Below are 17,553 nucleotides of genomic sequence, written 5' to 3' on the forward strand. Positions count from 1 at the left end.
GTTATCATAAGTCATTTTTAAAGGGAGGCTAGGAATACTGGCTTCCCTTTTTTGTTCGCAATCGTAATTGTTCCAGCTGGTCATAACTCCTGAAGACCGTAGCTAGATAAGGGGAGGCATCTAAGGCTTCTTTTTCTTCTGAGAATACACGGGTGGGGTGCTTGGAATGGAATGCCGTCCGCTTAGCAACGTTCGCGAGATAGGAATTATCAAGCGGTAACCCGCAATTTGAGGCTACGTTATGCAATAGAGCCTTCGGCCCATCGGCATAATTAAGGAGCGTGGTGAAACGATCTTCCGATACGACGTCTAGGTACATATCGAAATAACGTTCCAGTACCCGTGCGAGATAGCCATCCAAATCAGTCGAATACACCTCTTCGGGGTGAAATCCAAAAACCATCGGTTCAATCACACCCGGTACGGCGTGCATACCCCTGAGCTTCCGATGTGATCGCACCACCTCATCGGGCCGTCGGTAAAGGAGTATAAACGGAACCTCGGGATACAGGGCACGAAATTGTCGCCAAAAGAAAATATGCCAGCTATCCAATTTAATAACAAGGTGCTGTTCAAGACCCGTGCGTTGCTGTCCATATAAACGAATGGCGGCTGCCAGCGTTTCGGCGACAGAAAAATTCGGCGGAGTTTCGGTTTTAAAGGGTAATCGAATAATGTCATCGAAAAACGGAACTTCAGCTAGGCTGATGCAGTGAGGGTGTAGTCCCAGCAGCTGTGAAAGCAGGGTAGAACCGCATCGCGAAACATGGAAGATAAAAGCCGTGGGCTGAATATGCGGCAATGTCCTGCTCCAGTCCGCCAGCAAGTCGAGGGAGCTCGCTGGTCGGAAACGGCAGGAGTTGGCAGCTTTGCTAAGGCCTTTGACCAAGGTTTCATCGAAAAACGGATCGGTGAACGGGATGTCTTTCAGTTGAATCCATTCGCACCAAATGCCGGACTTTCCGGCGCGGAGGCGAGAGGGATACCAATCCCGGATCGGCGATATGCCGCGCTGCAAATCGGCAATTTTGACTATTGGTTCATTCATAGATCCTTTTCCAATTGATCCGCAAGTTGTGTGGCAGTAGGGGTGTTCTGTAGTCGCAATGCCGCAATTACCTGCTTTTGTTTCTCGAGATCAATTTTCTCTTCTTTCGTCTGTATATCGGCACGGCTGAACAACTCTCGCAACCAATCGTTTACCAGGCAATCTATTACCAGATGAATGCGGTCGGTGTCTCCTTTGTTACTTGCCCGATGGATGAGGTTAGCGTTGATGTACCAACACGCACCTGGCTGCATATCCAAGCGGGTATCTTCCACGTAAAACTCCACCTGCGGGTTGGTTACGAGCGGAAAGTGAAGGCGGGCCTCTCCTTTTTCGAACGCCAGTTCGTGATCGCGGTGCGGCTTGATATCAGCACCGGCTTTTAAATTCAGAAATCGTACGGACTGTACGGGGCAATCCAACGAACGAACCAAGGCGGCAACAGCCGGAAAGTGCTGCATGTGAACAGTATCAGCATAAGTCACTCTTCCCAACAGGTCGGCAACCGGAGTGTCATGGCCACCGGGTGACCGTAGCGGCAGCACGTTCCACTCGCCGTGATAATGTGCCTGGTTGAAATGGGGTTGCCAGTTTGTGGCATAAGAATCGATTTCGGTCTTTATCATAGGAGAACAGACCAGCGGTAGTCGGGCAAAACATATTATGCTCATATCCACAGCGATTTTTGAAGTACCTGCACTTGGTTCCGGTTTTTGGCGTCCATTTTGAGATAGAGGTTGCTGACGTGGTATTTAGTTGTACTAAGGGTGATGCAGAGCCGCTCAGCGATTTCTTTGTTTGTTAACCCTTCCCAAATGCACTGCAAAACTTCAATTTCGCGATCGGTAAGCTCATATTGATTTTTTAAGGTATCTATCATGCTTTTTTTCATGTCGTTCTTGGCCGGGATATCGACAAAGCCATTTTTAAGACGACATGATTCGGCTTCTTTGATTTCCAAGGCGTTGAAGTAGTTGTCAAGCTCTCTACGGTACCGTTCGTTTTCATGCTGTAGCGACCTTGCTTTAAAGATGATCGCAAAACTAATGCTGATGATTTCAAGCGCGCTCACCAATCGGAACGTGGTGATGTCAAATGCGGAAAAAGCCATTGAATCGATGCGGGTATTTAATAGGTATAACAACCCAATCACCATGACAAAGCCGAGCGAAAGCAGGAGGAAGCGAGCATAAACATCTGTACGGAATCTTTTTGCAGCCACGTATAGGCAGGTCAACGGAAAAACGAAACAAGAAGTGTAAATGATCGCATAAACAATTGTACTCTTCGTAAACACGTAAACGACAGAGGCGGCCAGCATAAGCAGGGAAATCAGCACATATACCCTTTTGAAGCGATTGAAAGAGGTGTTAAGATCCAGGAAGTAATAGGTGAATGGTACGGAAACGATGGACGTCAGTATGCTGAATAACATGGTTGGGTAATCCATGTTCCAGCGGCCAGCGGAGAGATAGAAAAACATCCCGTCTTCGTAAAGGAAAGAAAGAAACGTGAAGAATAAAAGGGTGCAATAGGCGACGAACCGTTTGTCTTTGAAGATGAGATAAAAGACAAGGTTGAATATCAACGACATCAGCGCGAGCCCGTAGTACAGTCCGATGCGAAGCATTTGCAGTGATTCCGATTGTGTAAATGCGTGTCTTTCCCTTAGTTGTACCGTTATCACTTGTGGAACGTGATTATCTAGTTGCACGTAATATAGGGAATCGTTTGGAATGAATTCGTATTGAGGGAAGCGGGAGCGATTTGTAAAACCCGATTGGTTCACCGTACTGCTGGGTATGATGGTCGGCTTCCCGTCCCGAGACACGTAAAATTTATAGTCATGGATACGTGCCGATGGGATCTGGAAGACCACCGATCTACCCAATAGGGCTTGAGGGATTACGCCGCGGATCCACGTATAACCCTGCGTATCCTGTGCGACCGACAGAGATTGGTTTCCTGCAATCGCCTTAAATTTAAGATTATTTACGACAGATGAGGACCTAGCTTCGGACGCTGCCTTGACAACAAAAGCTGAACAAAAAAAAGAAAAAAAGACAACACCGATACGGAAGAAAGTACTGCTTTTCATGGCTGGTAGACAAACGGTAGTGAATTTCATGCAAAAGTAGGATTATTCCCGCAAGGTTTTGATAAATACTAGACTAAAGTATAGGTGTTTTTTAGGAGCGTTTGGCTAGTTTTGCCGTCTATCAATATCAATCAATAATACATATTAATAAACTAATGGAAGGACATCTACCGCACAGCTTCTTCGTTGATCGCTCATTGCAACACTCTCCTAATATCGCGTCGTTATACGTAGCCTATTTGAACATACTAACGACGCGTTGATATGCTATTGCCTAGACGTAATTTTTTAAAGGGGATGGGCATCGCCGCATTGACGGCTTATCTGTCTGATTCGTCGTTGGTGTTTTCCTCGACTTCTTTTTCCGCCGTATTGCATATTGGCGGCATAGCCAATGATCTACTTAAGCTGCCGCAGGGTATCCATGGAATGCTGTTGCACGAAGCCGAAAGAAATCTGGAAACGCTCCGCTTAGGCGCCAGTGAACTTTGGGTGGTGGAAGACGACCACCTGGTACTTCTCCCTAATGGAGTTGGCGGCCGTTATGACGTTGCGGCAACGGGAAATAAAAGCCCATATCTCATCCGTCAGATTGGCCGATGCCGAACGGCAATTTTTGGATTGACGCTGGATAACCAGATTTCCGGCATCGCAAACGGAATCAAAGCAGCCATGGTTAAATCGGATAAGCTTAGGCAACTAACCGGGTGTAAACAGGTCTACTGTATGGTATCGGGACCGGCCTTCAATAAACCTTTGGTTAAGCAGATAATAGCGGAAAGCCGAGGCGTGGATCAGTGGTTCATACCTACGGCGTCCGAAATGCGAAAAGCCAATCAGCTTGTCAACATGAAAGATGCGGACGGCAATTATGTGCTTGTCAGTCTAAATGAAACAGACTTATGCAGTTTCCAACGGATAACTCATCAAGACAGGGGAACAATAATTGTAGATTCAAGGATTCGCGTATAGTCAGCAAACCAAAAGATTAACAGAACAAAACAACAGATTACTTAACCATAAATTTGATTTGAAATGGAAACACTAATGGCATTTATTGCGTTATTCGGAGGCAACTTCGCACCCCGGGGTTGGGCGTTTTGTCAGGGGCAGATTTTGTCTATCGCGCAGAATTCAGCCTTGTTTTCGCTGTTGGGAACTACTTACGGGGGGAATGGCCAGACCACGTTTGCCTTGCCCGATCTGCGCGGACGCGCGCCCATCGGCGCGGGACAGGGGCCCGGGCTTCCACCTTATTCGCTTGGACAACTCGGCGGGGCGCCGACCACGACGTTATTGATTACCAATATGCCGGCACATAACCACCTTGCGACCGTCAACGGACTGCAGGCAACCCCAGCAGCCAGCACGGCGGCCGCTACGACCAATATTCCCGGGCCGTCGCTCGTACCGGCTGTATTGCCGAGGATTGGAAGTGGCCCGAGCGCAACAAGCATCAAGGGATACGCACCGGCGGATAATACGACAACACTGGCTGCCGGTACGGTAACAGGTAGTGTGACCATAGAGGTGGCAGGCGGCAGCCAACCGTTCAGTATCCAAAATCCCTACCTTGCGATGAATTACATCATAGCCGTCGAAGGGATTTTTCCATCCAGGAATTAACGCGCATCGGCCAGTACCATGAAGCCTGCATTGACCGTTGGACTGTTGACCCCGTATTCGGGTGTTTATCCACACTATTCTGCCCATTTGATCACGGGCTGGCTATTGGGGATGGGCCTCGATCCCGCACGGCAGCAGACGGTTCAGTTTATTCCCGAATATACGCACCAGGGCGGCGAAAAGGCCGTCGAGGAAGCAGCCCGGAAGCTGCTGTTTTTTAACCAGGTCAATGTGCTTTCCGGTTTGGTGAGTTACAAGACGGTGCCGGGAATGATACCGCTGATCGAAAATAGCGGTAAACCCGCCTTTTTCTTCGATATGGGTGAATACGTGCCGTATTTTTCCTACCTCAGCCCGGATGTGTTCTACGCGTCTCACCAGTTGTGGCAATCGCAGTATGCCCTCGGGCAATGGGCGCAGCGCACTTTTGGCGATGGCGGGCATATGGTGGCACCGGTTTACGAAGCGGGGTATCACCTAAATAGTGCCTTCCAGCAGGGCATGGCGGCGGCGGGAGGATCGAGGTTGGCATTTTCGGTATTGCCGTTTGAGCCCCACGACCCGCTGAAATTGGACTTGGGTGAGCTGTTTACGAAATGGAAAGCCGATCCACCTGCTTACGTGCACGCGATTTTCTGTGGCAGCATGGGCACGCAGTTTCTGCGCCAATGGGCGGATAGCGGCTTGAACGGACACATTCCTCTGTTGGTGCAGGAAACGATGGCCTATGATGATATGCTGGACGACGTGCAGGGCGCAAACCTCACCTTTTATGCCGCACAGACATGGCTTCGCGAAGACGAAAGCCAAGCTAACCGATTGTTCGTTAAGGCGTTTGAGCAGGCGGCGAAGCAACCAGCAAACGTGTTTGCCCTAATGGGATATGAAGCGGGCCTGGCCTGGCGCGAAGTGCTTCCCCATGCGCGCAAGGGACATTGGGACGCTGTGAAAAGCCAGCTGCGGGCCGGCACCATCGAGGGGCCGCGCGGCGAACGGACGTTTTACCCCCTTTCGGGGAATGCACGGCCAAACGTAAGCGTGGTGAAAACGACCACTGGAAATAACAGAAAAAAAATAATTGTCGATCAGCAAAAAGGTGTGTCATTCGACGCAAGTGAGCTAGAGGTCATCCACCGTGAAACCGTTACGGGCTGGCAAAATCCTTTTCTCTGCATTTGACGTTTTACCGGAAGATCATGCCTTCCAAGACTTCTACCATGATGAAAAAACTTCTACTATTCGTTGTCGGACTTTGCTCCTTTTTGGGGAGTTATGCGCAATACACGAGCACAGTCATTAACCCCGGAGGTTCACAAACTGCTTTGGCAAAAGACGCTTCTGGCAATGTATACGCGGTGCGTGCCGTTTCGGGTGCTTACACCGTAGTGCGGTATTTGGGTGGCGAGGGAACGCCCCAAGTCTTGAATCCGGCGCTGACCCTCTCCACTGCGGGAGTAGAAATGCCCTGGGGGCTTGCCGTTAATTCGCGGGGCGATGTGTATATCAGCAACCCGAACCCATCTAACGACTGGGAGATCATTAAATTGACGGCACCGGGATATATGGCATCTACTATCCAAAGCGGACGCTACTTTTCCACCTTGACGGTAGACCATAACGACAACATCATTGCAGCCGAATTCCTCGATCCTTCACCGGGGACCTTGGGCGACGGCGATGAACAGTATCGCATTGTAAAATACGCCGCTGCTAATGAACTCGGCCCCGGTACGGTGCTGGGCAGCATCCCGTTCCCCCATCCAGATAACGAAGACATTAGCTATCCGGTTGCAATGGTGGTCGACGCCGAGGATAACATCTACATCACGGATTTTTTGACCAACGACCCGGCTCCCGGTACGGCAAACGATGGTGGACGGCTGATTAAGTTGGCAACCCCGGGATACTCCACGCAGGTAATCAGCACAGGAAAGAGTATTTCGGCGCTGGCCGTGGATGCTACGGGCAACTTGTATTCGGTTGAGGTGACCAGTGCTACCGCGGCGCAGGTAGTGCGGTATAACTTTCCTGTCGAATCCAATGCCACCGGCACTACTTTATACGCTGGTTTGGTCAGCTCATCCGAAAACTATTTTTTCCCGTGGGGCATGGTGGTAACCTCCGGTGGACGCATTTATGTGAATGACGCACAAGACGACGCCGGCACACCTGAGCCAGCTGATGGCCGGTACCTGCGCTTGGCCCCACCGAATCAGGTACCCACGGACATCGCGCTTAGCAATGCTACCGTGAACCAAAGTGACGGTATCAACGCCGCAGTGGGTACACTCAGCACGACGGATGCCGATGCGGACAATACGTTTATCTATACATTGGCGACGGGCACCGGTGATACCGATAACGCGAGTTTTAATATTAGTGGCAGCTCGTTGCGTGTAAACGATGCTGCCGGTCTTGCTGCGGGCAGTTACGCCGTTCGCATCCAGACGGATGATCAAAACGGCGGTACATTCCAGAAGCCGTTCACGATTACCGTGGTAGACGATATAGTGCCGTCCGGCTATTCGGTGTCGATAGATCAAGCAGAAATTACACTAGCCAACCACGCTGCCCTGAGTTTTACGTTTACCGGGGCAGAAGCCGGAGCCAGTTTTAATTACACGATCACCAGCAGCGGTGGAGGCACACCGGTGACGGGCAGCGGGCCAATCGCCGCTACTGGCGAACAGATAACGGGAATCGACGTGTCGGGCTTGTCCAATGGTACACTTACGTTGAGCGTGACGCTCACCGATGCATCCGATAACGCGGGCGCCCCAGTCACGGATAACGTGACCAAGAGCGTCAATTACCTGCCAGAAATCACCACCACCGGCGGGATAACCACGTTCACGGAGCCAGTGAGCGGTAGCCCCACGCCAGTCTCGATAGATGGCGGACTAACCGTAAACGATGCCGACAACGTGACCTTGGCTTGGGCCACGGTAGCCATTACCGGCAATTTCCAAGCCGTTGAAGATGTGCTTGGCTTTACCAACGACGGTGTTAACATGGGTAATATCACGGGCAGTTACAATTTGGCTACCGGCACACTGACGCTCACATCAGCCGGTGCCACGGCAACATTGGCCGAGTGGGAGGCCGCCCTCCGGGCCGTCACCTATAGCAATACTTCAGGGAATCCGGATGTCGCTACGCGTACGGTCAGCTTTGTGATAGGCGACGGAACCGATGACAGCGCACCCGCGACTAAGTCAGTCGCTGTGGTGGCCGTGAATTCAGCGCCGGTGATAACGGCTCCGGCCTTGATAACTGTTACCGAAGATGTAGCAAGAGCCATTACAAGCATCAGCTTCAGTGATGCGGACGCGGGAGCGGCGCCGACCACGGCTACCTTCTCGGTTACGACCGGGTCGCTGTCGGCGACCAGTGGAAGCGGTGTCACCGTTGGCGGAACGGCCAGTGCTTTGACATTGATCGGTACAATCGCAGACATCAACGCTTTTATTGCATCGTCGGGGATTACGTATACCCCGCCGCCTAACGCAACCGGCGATGTGACACTGAATGTAACGATAAACGACAACGGCAATACGGGAACGGGTGGGGTCCAGCAGGATTTCGGAACGGTTACCCTTCAGATTACGGGTGTCAACGACGCGCCTGTGGTGACCGTACCGGCCACCATCGCGGTGGATGAGGACGTACCGGCGCCGCTCACCGGCATCAGCTTTTCCGACGTGGATGCGGGCAGCAGCCCCGTTGCCGCCACCTTCTCGGTGGCCAACGGAACGCTCACGGCGGTAACAGCCGGCGGCGTGACGGTTGCCGGATCGGGAACGAGTGGACTGGTGCTTACCGGATCGCTGGCCGACATCAATACCTTTGTTGCAATAGGCAGTGTGACGTATATTACCGCACTGGATGCGACCTCGAACGTGGTGCTGACCGTGAATATAAACGATAACGGCAATACGGGAACAGGCGGGGCACAGCAGGATACCCAAACCATAACCCTGGTCGTGACGGCGATAAACGATGCTCCGGTGAATACCGTGCCCGGCGCTCAATCGGTCGACCAGGACGGGATACTGGTGTTCAGCGAAGGCAACGGCAATGCCATTTCGGTAGCCGATGTCGATGCCGGAGGAGGTACCATACGGGTAACGCTGACGGCCACGAATGGCCTGCTAACGCTGTCAACGACCACGGGATTAAGCTTCTCGGTAGGCAGCGGAACGGCTAGCGGAACGATGACTTTCGAGGGTAGCATTGCAGATATCAACCTTGCGCTTGCAGGGCTTTCGTTTGCCCCAACAAGCGGCTACAACGGAACCGCTAACCTGCAGATTATCACCGATGATCTTGGGTTGACTGGGTCTGGCGGTGCGCAGACCGATACCGATGTCATCGGTATCACCGTCAACCCCATCAATCCGGTGGTCACGGCCGTCGGTTCGGCTACACCGGATGGTTTATATAAAATAGGAGATGTGATTTCCCTGACGGTAACCTTCGACCAGGCCGTAACGGTAGACGAAAGCGGAGGTATGCCCACTCTATTGCTCGAGACTGGCAGTGTGGATCGTGAGGCTGCGTATATTTCCGGATCGGGATCGAATGCCCTGTTGTTTCACTATACCGTTCAGGCGGGAGATGTGAGTGCCGATCTGGCCTACACCTCTACCGGGGCACTGGCGCTTAACAGTGCCACAATACGGAACAGCGCAGGAGTGGATGCGGCGCTGACGCTCCCCATGGTTGGCGGAGCGGGCTCAATAGCAGGTCAGCACGATCTTGTGATCGACGGTGTGGCACCTGCGGTTATCTCCGTGGCCGTCCCAACCGACGGCTACCATGTGGAAGGCGATCCGTTGGACTTTACCGTGCGTGTCAGTGAAAACGTTACCGTCGATGTGTCTGGCGGAACGCCCTACCTCGACGTGACGATCGGCACGGTCACTGTACCGGCGAGTTACGTAAGTGGCTCGGGCAGCAATGCATTGGTCTTCCGCTATATGGTCCAAACCGGGGATACGGATTTGGACGGCATTGCCGTGGGTGGTAGCATAATCCGGAATGGCGCGACAATCCGCGACGCCGCAGGTAATGATGCGACACTGGAGTTGAATAATCCTGAACCTACGGGTGGTGTGCTGATATACGCGGTATATCCGTCAGCGGCGCTTTCGACCACGGCTGTACCGCTGGTAAACGGTGCTTTTACGGTAACCGCAACCTTCAGCGAAGCCGTGACTGGCTTCACCGTGGGAGATTTCTCTGTCACAAATGCCGGACTGAGCGACCTGCAGACATCCGATAATATCACCTATACGGTATTGGTGACGCCCGTGGCCGACGGAGGGGTCAGTCTCTTGGTGCCCACAGAGGTAGTCGAGAACATTGCAGGCAACGGCAATACGGCTTCCAATGCGCTTAACTTAACGTACGATGGCACCGCACCGGTGGTTACTTCCGTGGATGTACCGACCGATGGTGCCTATCGCAGTGGCAATGTGCTCAACTTTAGGGTGCACTATAACGAAGACATACCTACAATCAGCGGTAGGCTGACTTTACCTGTGATCATTGGCAGTACCACCGTACAGGCGCACCTTATCGACACCACCCGCAACACCCTCACATTCAGCTATGCGGTGCAGGATGGCGAACTGGATACGAATGGCATCGAAATTGGGCCTGAGATCTTACTGGATGGCGGTGTGCTGCGGGACGATGCTGGCAACGACGCGACCCTTACCCTAGCTGGTGTAGGTAGCACGGACAACGTATGGGTCGATGCGGTGCCACCGGTGATCACTTCGGTGGATGTTCCGGCCGATGGATACCATGTGGAAGGCGATCCGCTGGATTTCACGGTGCATTTCAGTGAAGACGTTACGGTCGATGCGTCCGCGGGCACGCCTTATTTTGAAGTGACAATCGGGACGGCTACCGTGCAGGCGGCTTACGTGAGCGGATCGGGCACCGGTGCGCTGGCCTTCCGCTATGTGGTACGGGCCGGGGAGGCGGACCTGGACGGGATCGCATTGGGCGGTGATATGATCCTGAACGGCGGTACGCTCCGCGATCATGCGGGCAACGGGGCGTCGCTGACGTTACATAACGCGGCACCGACGGATCAGGTCTTTGTGTATTCGGTCCGGCCGACGGTTACCCTGTCTACGGAATCGGCATCGCCGGTGAACGGACCGTTCACCGTTACGGCGGCCTTCAGCGAGGCGGTTACCGGGTTTACGGTGGATGACATTACCGTCAGCAACGGCACGCCGGGTGATCTTCAGACCAGCGACAATATCTCCTATACGTTCCTGGTGACACCTGCCGTACGTGGCGGTGTTCAGCTTTCCGTGGCTGCCGATGTGGCGGTCAATATCGCAGACAACGGGAACGATGCATCGAATACCCTGGTTGTCCAGTTCGATGAAATCATCACGGGCATTACGCTGGAAGAGGGCAGCTTTGTGTACGACGGCACGGCGAAATCACTGGCCATCACGGGCACGCTGCCCGCGGGCACTTCGGTGAGCTACGGAAACAACAGCCGCACGGAGGTTGGCAGCCAGGAAGTGACGGCCACCATCAGCGGCGACAACTATGAGGATCTGGTGCTGACCGCAGAACTGACGATCACGCCTGCTTCCATCACCGGCGTCACGCTGGAAGAGGGCAGCTTTGTGTACGACGGCACGGCGAAATCACTGGCCATCACGGGCACACTGCCCGCGGGCACTTCGGTGAGCTACGGAAACAACAGCCGCACGGACGTGGGCAGCCATGAAGTAACGGCCACGATCAGCGGCAGCAACTACCGGACGTTGGTACTGGCGGCAGAGCTGACGGTGGCCCCATTGCCGGTCACGGTCACGGCGGCGGACAGGACCAAGGTCTTCGGCACGGATGACCCCGGACTGACCTACGGGGTGATCCCGGCACTGGTGGCGGGGGATGCCTTCACGGGAGAACTGGCCCGTGAGGAAGGCGAGGCTGTGGGTAGATACGTGATCACGCAGGGAACGCTGTCGCTCAGCGGTAACTATGCGATTACCTTCGTGGGAGCCGAGCTGACGATCACGCCTGCTTCCATCACCGGCGTCACGCTGGAAGACGGCAGCTTCGTGTACGACGGCACGGCGAAATCACTGGCCATCACGGGCACACTGCCCGAGGGCACTTCGGTGAGCTACGGAAACAATAGCCGCACGGACGTTGGCAGCCAGGAAGTCACGGCCACAATCAGCGGCAGCAATTACGAAACGCTGATACTGAAGGCCGGGTTGAAGATTACGCCTGCCGAACGTAGCATCGATTTCCCGCGATTGCCCGAGAAGACTTTTGGAGATGAGGCTTTCGATGCGGGAGCGACGGCCAGCAGTGGGGAGGTGGTGAGCTATACGAGCAGCGATCCAGGAGTAGCCGAGGTTAACCCGTCCGGCCGCATTACAATCAACGGTACGGGGACAACAACGATTACGGCGACCGTGCCGGCGAACGGCAATTACCGCAACCGCCCTGAAGTGAACCGCACCCTGGTGGTCGATAAATCATCCCAAACCATCGAGTTTGCTGAAGTAGGGGAAGTACATCGCGACGCGGGGACTGTCCAGCTGGATGTGTCGGCAAGCAGTGACCTGCCGGTTTCTCTCTCGGTTGACGATCCGGAAGTAGCTACCGTGGACGGCACCTCGCTTCACATCCACCGGCTGGGAACGGTGCGCATCACGGCTACCCAAGGAGGGGATGACAACCACAAAGCTGCCGGGCCGGTAACCATCACCGTGCGTGTGGTCGACCCCGCTGCTGAATTGCCGATGCGGGTGAGCAAGGTGGTTTCACCGAACGGTGATGGCATTAATGAACACCTGATTATTGAAGGTATCAAGGATTATCCCGACAACAAGGTGATGGTGTTCAACCGGAACGGTACGGTGCTCTATGAAGCAAAAGGATACAACAACGGCAGTATCGCCTTCCGGGGAGTCAGTACCGGGCAGCAGCGCTTGCCAGCGGGAACGTATTTTTATGTCGCAGAGATCCGGATAAACGGTCAATGGAAATATGAAAAAGGATGGTTTGTGCTTAGGTACTAGGGAATAGGGTCCCCTTGTTCACAGGTTCATAAAATCATAGGCTCACAACAAAGAAGTATATGAAACGGATTCAATGGTCAATGCTAACAGGTACGGTGCTGATGCTGTTGGCTATCACACTAAAGGCCCAACAGCCGCTCACTTACACCCAACATGGGCAGGTGAAGGCGGCTCTCAATCCAGCGGCCAGCTTAATGGCTCCCGATGGGGAAGTTTCAGTCATCGGCCGGCGGCAATGGGTGGGCATCGATGGCGCACCTACGGTATTCTGGGGAAGCGGACATTTCGGTATGCAGCACATCGGCGCGACAGGGGGTATCAACATCCGTCACGAAAGCCTCGCGGTAGAAAAACTTACCGAAGTGTCTGCTTTTTTTGCCAAAGCGGTGCGGATATCGGAGAAGGAGTACTTGGGATTGTCGCTCAACGCAGGGGTGAGCTACATGGCGGGAAATTATTCGGGACTTGATCCCCTTGACCCCACCGTACGTGAAGACATCCGGGAGACGGATGCGCTGGTGGGTTTCGGGATCATGCTGTACCGTCCTGAGAAATACTATGTAGGATTATCGCTTCCCCGTTTGATGCTTGGAAATCTGGGCTTGACGGGCGACTCGCGTTACAATTTTAGAAACGTTTACCACCTGACGGCCGGTGCATTGTTTGATCTGGGGACGGATTTCCAGTTCCGGCCATCGATATTGGTTACCTATTCGGAGAGCTTGCGTCCACAGGCCGAGGCATCGGCGATGTTCTTTGTGAAACGTGTTTTCGGAGTCGGATTGAATGCTCGTAGCTATGGTGACCTTGCAGGGATGGCACAGTTCAACTTTTCAGGTTTTGGCATTGGCTATAGCTATCAGTTCAATCCGAAGAACGAGCCGCTCAGCCGTAGCATCAACAACAGTACTCACGAAATCGGGCTTAGTTATCGTTTTGGGAATGCGGATAGACTATTGTAAAACATAAACGATTGGTTTCGAATTTGCTGAATTGTATTACCTTTGGGGGTGCTTCTACCATTCAGCTTACTGAGAAAATGGCGTTTTCCTATACGCTGCTGCATGGCGCTATTGCTTGCCGCATTGCGTGGGCATGGTCAGGAATATGCTATTACCAAACTTAAGTTGTTTCCCGATCGCGATGAGGTACTCGTCAAGGATGTATCGGTAGATAGCCTGGGCTTTATCTGGTTCTTGACCAATGGCGAGATCTATAGATATGATGGTTATCGCTCGTTGGATATTTTGAAAACCATTTCAGATCAACGGCTCACCGACGATATGCCCCAGCGCATTTTGATTGACTATCGGAATCGGCTGTGGATGGCGGGCAACGCCAACCTAAGTTATCTCGATCTAAAAACGTGGAAAGTACATGCGGTGGACTCAATCCTGCTGCCACCGATCCAGGACCGTGCGGTATATGCCATGGTGCAACTGGCCGACTCGACCGTTTTGGTCGCCTATGAAAACGGACACCTGCTCTTACTGAAAGGCGACCAGTATATACGGATCGACGAATTGTATGAACAAGGAAAGGCGGCAAGCAATAAAGTGTCGCCGCGGAGTATGACCTTCTGGAAGGGGAATATCTGGGTGGGTACAACGGGGGGAGGCTTACTGTCAATTGATCCGGGTCGGAATTGGCAAGCGCACTACCGTCAGCTCCCGGGCCTGCAAGCGTTGGTCAAGAATTTGGTTGCAAGGGGAGATACCCTGTTTCTGGACGTTTCCGAACCGGTTCACTACCGGCTTGAGAAGGGCGTGGTAACGCAAATTAAGCCTGTTGATTTTGCCATATCGGAAGACAAATACTATGTATTGAAGGAAGGTAACGGCAGGCATGCCTACGCCGACGACGAAGCGATCTATCTACTGGATGCAAACATCCGCCTTCGTCAACGATTGCCGATTCCCTCCAAACACCGATTCCGGACCACCTCGGTAAATCTAGTCGGGGAAGAGGCGCTATTGGGAACCGAAGAGGGGATTTTCGTGGCATATCCCAAAACGAGCGGTCTTTCGCAGCTTATTCCGGTCAATCCGGGCCGCAACAAGAGTACACGGGGAATTTATGTTTACCCGGACGGTGCATTGTTTTATGCGACTTATAACGGGGCTGGCTACATCGCACCTGATGGCTCCGTGCAGACATTTCAAGAACTCAGGCATGGTTACGCGCTGCTACCGATGAACGACAATGAATTGCTCGTAGGTACTGAGGGGGGCTTCCTGAAAGTCTTTAACCGGAGTCAACGCCGGATTACAGATTTCCGCTACACGCTCTCCGAAAACGCGCGCGAGAAATACGCCGCCCACTTGCCCATCTATGTAATGTGTCTTGCCGAGACCAAAACGGATTACCTGATTGGCGGTATGAATGGCCTTTGGCTGCTCGATAAAAAAAATCACCACCTGGATCGATACGAATTGACCGCGGGCCAGCCGCACGCGTTGGATATCCAGATTCGCTATATGCAACAACGTAAAGGTCACGACTTGTTATTAAGTACCAATATTGGCCTTTTTGCGCTCAATAAAGGCGTATTAACAAAAAAATACCCAAAATCCGGCAACATCGGCGTATTTAAGTCGATCGTTGTTAACGACACGCTTTGGCTGGCCACGCAGGGCGATGGACTGGTCGCGATTGATGCGGAGGGACGGGTGTTGCGCCGTCTAACAACGGCGGAAGGATTGAGTAATAATTTGATTTACAGTTTGGAATGGGTGAATGGCATAATGGTAGTAGGCACAGCCAATGGGCTGAATCTGATTGATGGACGGCAACGTATTAGACGCATTGGAACGGCTGAAGGATTGAGCCAATCTGAATTCAATTCGGGCGCGTCGTTTCTGGATACTGCCCGAAACCGGATATTTGTCGGCGGACTGATGGGGTACACCGTGCTGGATATGACGTACGATTGGTTTAACGGGCGAGATCAACTGGAGAGCTACGTCACCGAAACTCATACCCTAGCCGGGCATACGGGAACGAAATCGGCAGATTATAGCTGGCCTTACCGTGGCGAACGCACGCTTGTGCTCCAACCGGGGCAAAGTTTGACAGGACTTTTTGTAGGAACTCCGGGAAACTACCGCGCCGATAGCGAAATTCGTTACGCATTCAACAACGGTACGTGGGAACCTCTTGAGTTGGGCCAATTTATTTCGTTGATCGAGCCTTCGCCGGGCAGTTACAGCATTCAGCTGCAAACCCGAAGTACCGGAACGGGCAGCGTGGATAAGGAGATTACGGTGGTCAAGCAACCTTATTATTTTCAAACGTGGTGGTTTACCGCGTTGATCATTGCCGTTGTCCTATTGCTCTTGGCACTCTGGTACCGCAGCCGGATCCAGAAAATTCGACGCGAACAGGCGATCCGGAACCGGATCGCTGCCGACCTGCACGATGAAGTCGGGAGTTCGCTGACCCGTATCTTTTTTCAGGCAAATACGCTATCGGCCACAAGCCGGATGGATGAAAAGCAGGGCAAGCAGTTGGAGCTGATTGCGGATACAAGTAAACAGGCGCTGTTGACCATGAGCGATATGGTATGGTCGATCGACTCGCGGTTTGACACGATGAAAGAGCTGGTTATCCGCATGAAAGATTACCTCTACAAACTTCGGGAGGAGCTGGATTTCAGTTACCGGTTTGAGGAGCATGGTGATATGGAAGCGGGACGAGTTTCGCAAACGGTCAGGCAGAACTTATTTTTGATCTTTAAAGAAGCGCTGACCAATGCGATTAAGTACAGCGATGGTTCGGAAATCGTGATTTCCCTGCATGTGGAGGCAACCGTCCGATTGGTGGTTGGCAATCACTATACCCGAAAGAGCAATGGAGTGGCCGACCAACAAGGCGGTCGGGGACTGGAAAATATGCGGCTACGGGCTGCGAAAACCGGCGGAACACTTTCCGTTATGGATGAGCACGGGATGTTCCGGCTTACGCTGGACCTACCACCCAAAAGGGGGATATAGGCATTGTCAACTAAGCCGTACCTTTACACGATGATACGTTTGGGCATTATAGAAGACGATGAACAGATCAGAACCACATTGGTTAATTTTTTCGATAACCAAACCGGGTTTTCCTGTCAGTTATCCGCACATTCGGTGGAAGCATTTTTTGAAGGTTGGAAAGCGGATGTTTTTTTGGATGTCGTTCTTTCCGATATCGGTCTCCCCGGTGAATCGGGTATCAAGGGGGTGCAGCGTATTAAGAAGCACGCACCGAAGTGCCAGGTGATTATGCTGACGGTTTATGACGACGCCAATCGGGTGTTCCAGGCGCTTTGTAACGGCGCATCAGGGTATCTCCTCAAGCAGACCCCATTACAGAAAATCAAAGAAGCGGTGGCTTCGCTGCATGAGGGTGGTGCCCCTATGTCGCCCGGCATCGCCCGCATGGTGGTCGAATATTTTAATCCTAAAAACACGGACGACCTTCACGAAAACCTGACTCCACGGGAAGCGCAGATCGTTGCTGCCATCGAAGAAGGGCTCACCAATAAAGAAGTGGCCATCCGCCTCGATATTTCGTTGGAAACCGTCAAATACCACATTAAACACATTTACGAAAAGTTGGCGGTAAATAGCCGCCACGCGCTCATCAGCAGGAAATACAGGTAGCACGGAAGGAACTTTCCTCCCCCAAAAGGGGGATACCATTTTAGCGAGATTTGTGGTCTATTTGCA

Annotated in this window: 10 protein-coding genes; 7 read left to right on the forward strand and 3 right to left on the reverse strand. The window is 52.7% G+C overall.

The genetic code is table 11. The annotated features are described in order from the left end of the window. Positions 1 to 28: 28 nt before the first annotated feature. From ACFQRK_RS01935 to ACFQRK_RS01945, 3 genes are read right to left on the reverse strand one after another with little or no spacing between them, the layout of a single operon-like run. Positions 29 to 1,048, reverse strand: a complete 1,020-nt coding sequence (locus tag ACFQRK_RS01935) for a hypothetical protein (RefSeq protein WP_379003074.1) — start codon at positions 1,046 to 1,048, stop codon at positions 29 to 31. After that, positions 1,045 to 1,719 carry an aspartyl/asparaginyl beta-hydroxylase domain-containing protein gene (locus tag ACFQRK_RS01940; RefSeq protein ID WP_379003077.1) on the reverse strand — a complete coding sequence of 225 codons (675 nt, stop codon included), beginning with the start codon at positions 1,717 to 1,719 and terminating at the stop codon, positions 1,045 to 1,047. The genes ACFQRK_RS01935 and ACFQRK_RS01940 overlap by 4 nt, the downstream gene beginning before the upstream one ends. After that, entirely contained in the window at positions 1,716 to 3,146 is a 1,431-nt protein-coding gene (locus tag ACFQRK_RS01945) for a LuxR C-terminal-related transcriptional regulator (RefSeq protein ID WP_379003078.1), read from the reverse strand. The genes ACFQRK_RS01940 and ACFQRK_RS01945 overlap by 4 nt, the downstream gene beginning before the upstream one ends. Before the next feature lie 264 nt (positions 3,147 to 3,410). On the opposite strand from ACFQRK_RS01945, the gene ACFQRK_RS01950 reads away from it, so the two are divergent. The 7 genes from ACFQRK_RS01950 (at position 3,411) to ACFQRK_RS01980 (ending at position 17,487) form a co-directional block, all read left to right on the forward strand. Beyond that, the gene (locus ACFQRK_RS01950) at positions 3,411 to 4,118 is read left to right on the forward strand and encodes a hypothetical protein (RefSeq protein WP_379003080.1); all 708 of its coding nucleotides are present in this window, start codon (positions 3,411 to 3,413) and stop codon (positions 4,116 to 4,118) included. A gap of 63 nt (positions 4,119 to 4,181) precedes the next feature. After that, a complete protein-coding gene (locus ACFQRK_RS01955; RefSeq protein ID WP_379003081.1) occupies positions 4,182 to 4,772 on the forward strand; it encodes a phage tail protein in 591 nt (196 codons plus the stop codon). Positions 4,773 to 4,790: 18 nt separating this feature from the next. Then, on the forward strand, positions 4,791 to 5,951 hold the full coding sequence (locus tag ACFQRK_RS01960) for an ABC transporter substrate-binding protein (protein WP_379003083.1): 1,161 nt from the start codon (positions 4,791 to 4,793) through the stop codon (positions 5,949 to 5,951). A gap of 38 nt (positions 5,952 to 5,989) precedes the next feature. Then, entirely contained in the window at positions 5,990 to 12,844 is a 6,855-nt protein-coding gene (locus ACFQRK_RS01965) for an Ig-like domain-containing protein (RefSeq protein ID WP_379003085.1), read from the forward strand. Positions 12,845 to 12,903: 59 nt separating this feature from the next. Beyond that, on the forward strand, positions 12,904 to 13,806 hold the full coding sequence (locus ACFQRK_RS01970) for a PorP/SprF family type IX secretion system membrane protein (protein WP_379003087.1): 903 nt from the start codon (positions 12,904 to 12,906) through the stop codon (positions 13,804 to 13,806). Positions 13,807 to 13,908: 102 nt separating this feature from the next. Then, positions 13,909 to 16,836, forward strand: a complete 2,928-nt coding sequence (locus ACFQRK_RS01975; RefSeq protein WP_379003089.1) for a sensor histidine kinase — start codon at positions 13,909 to 13,911, stop codon at positions 16,834 to 16,836. 30 nt (positions 16,837 to 16,866) lie between these two features. Further along, positions 16,867 to 17,487: a response regulator gene (locus ACFQRK_RS01980; protein ID WP_379003092.1), complete on the forward strand. Its 621-nt coding sequence runs from the start codon at positions 16,867 to 16,869 to the stop codon at positions 17,485 to 17,487. Positions 17,488 to 17,553: the final 66 nt, after the last annotated feature.

The organism is Parapedobacter sp. GCM10030251, from assembly GCF_042666505.1.
Lineage (GTDB): Bacteria > Bacteroidota > Bacteroidia > Sphingobacteriales > Sphingobacteriaceae > Parapedobacter.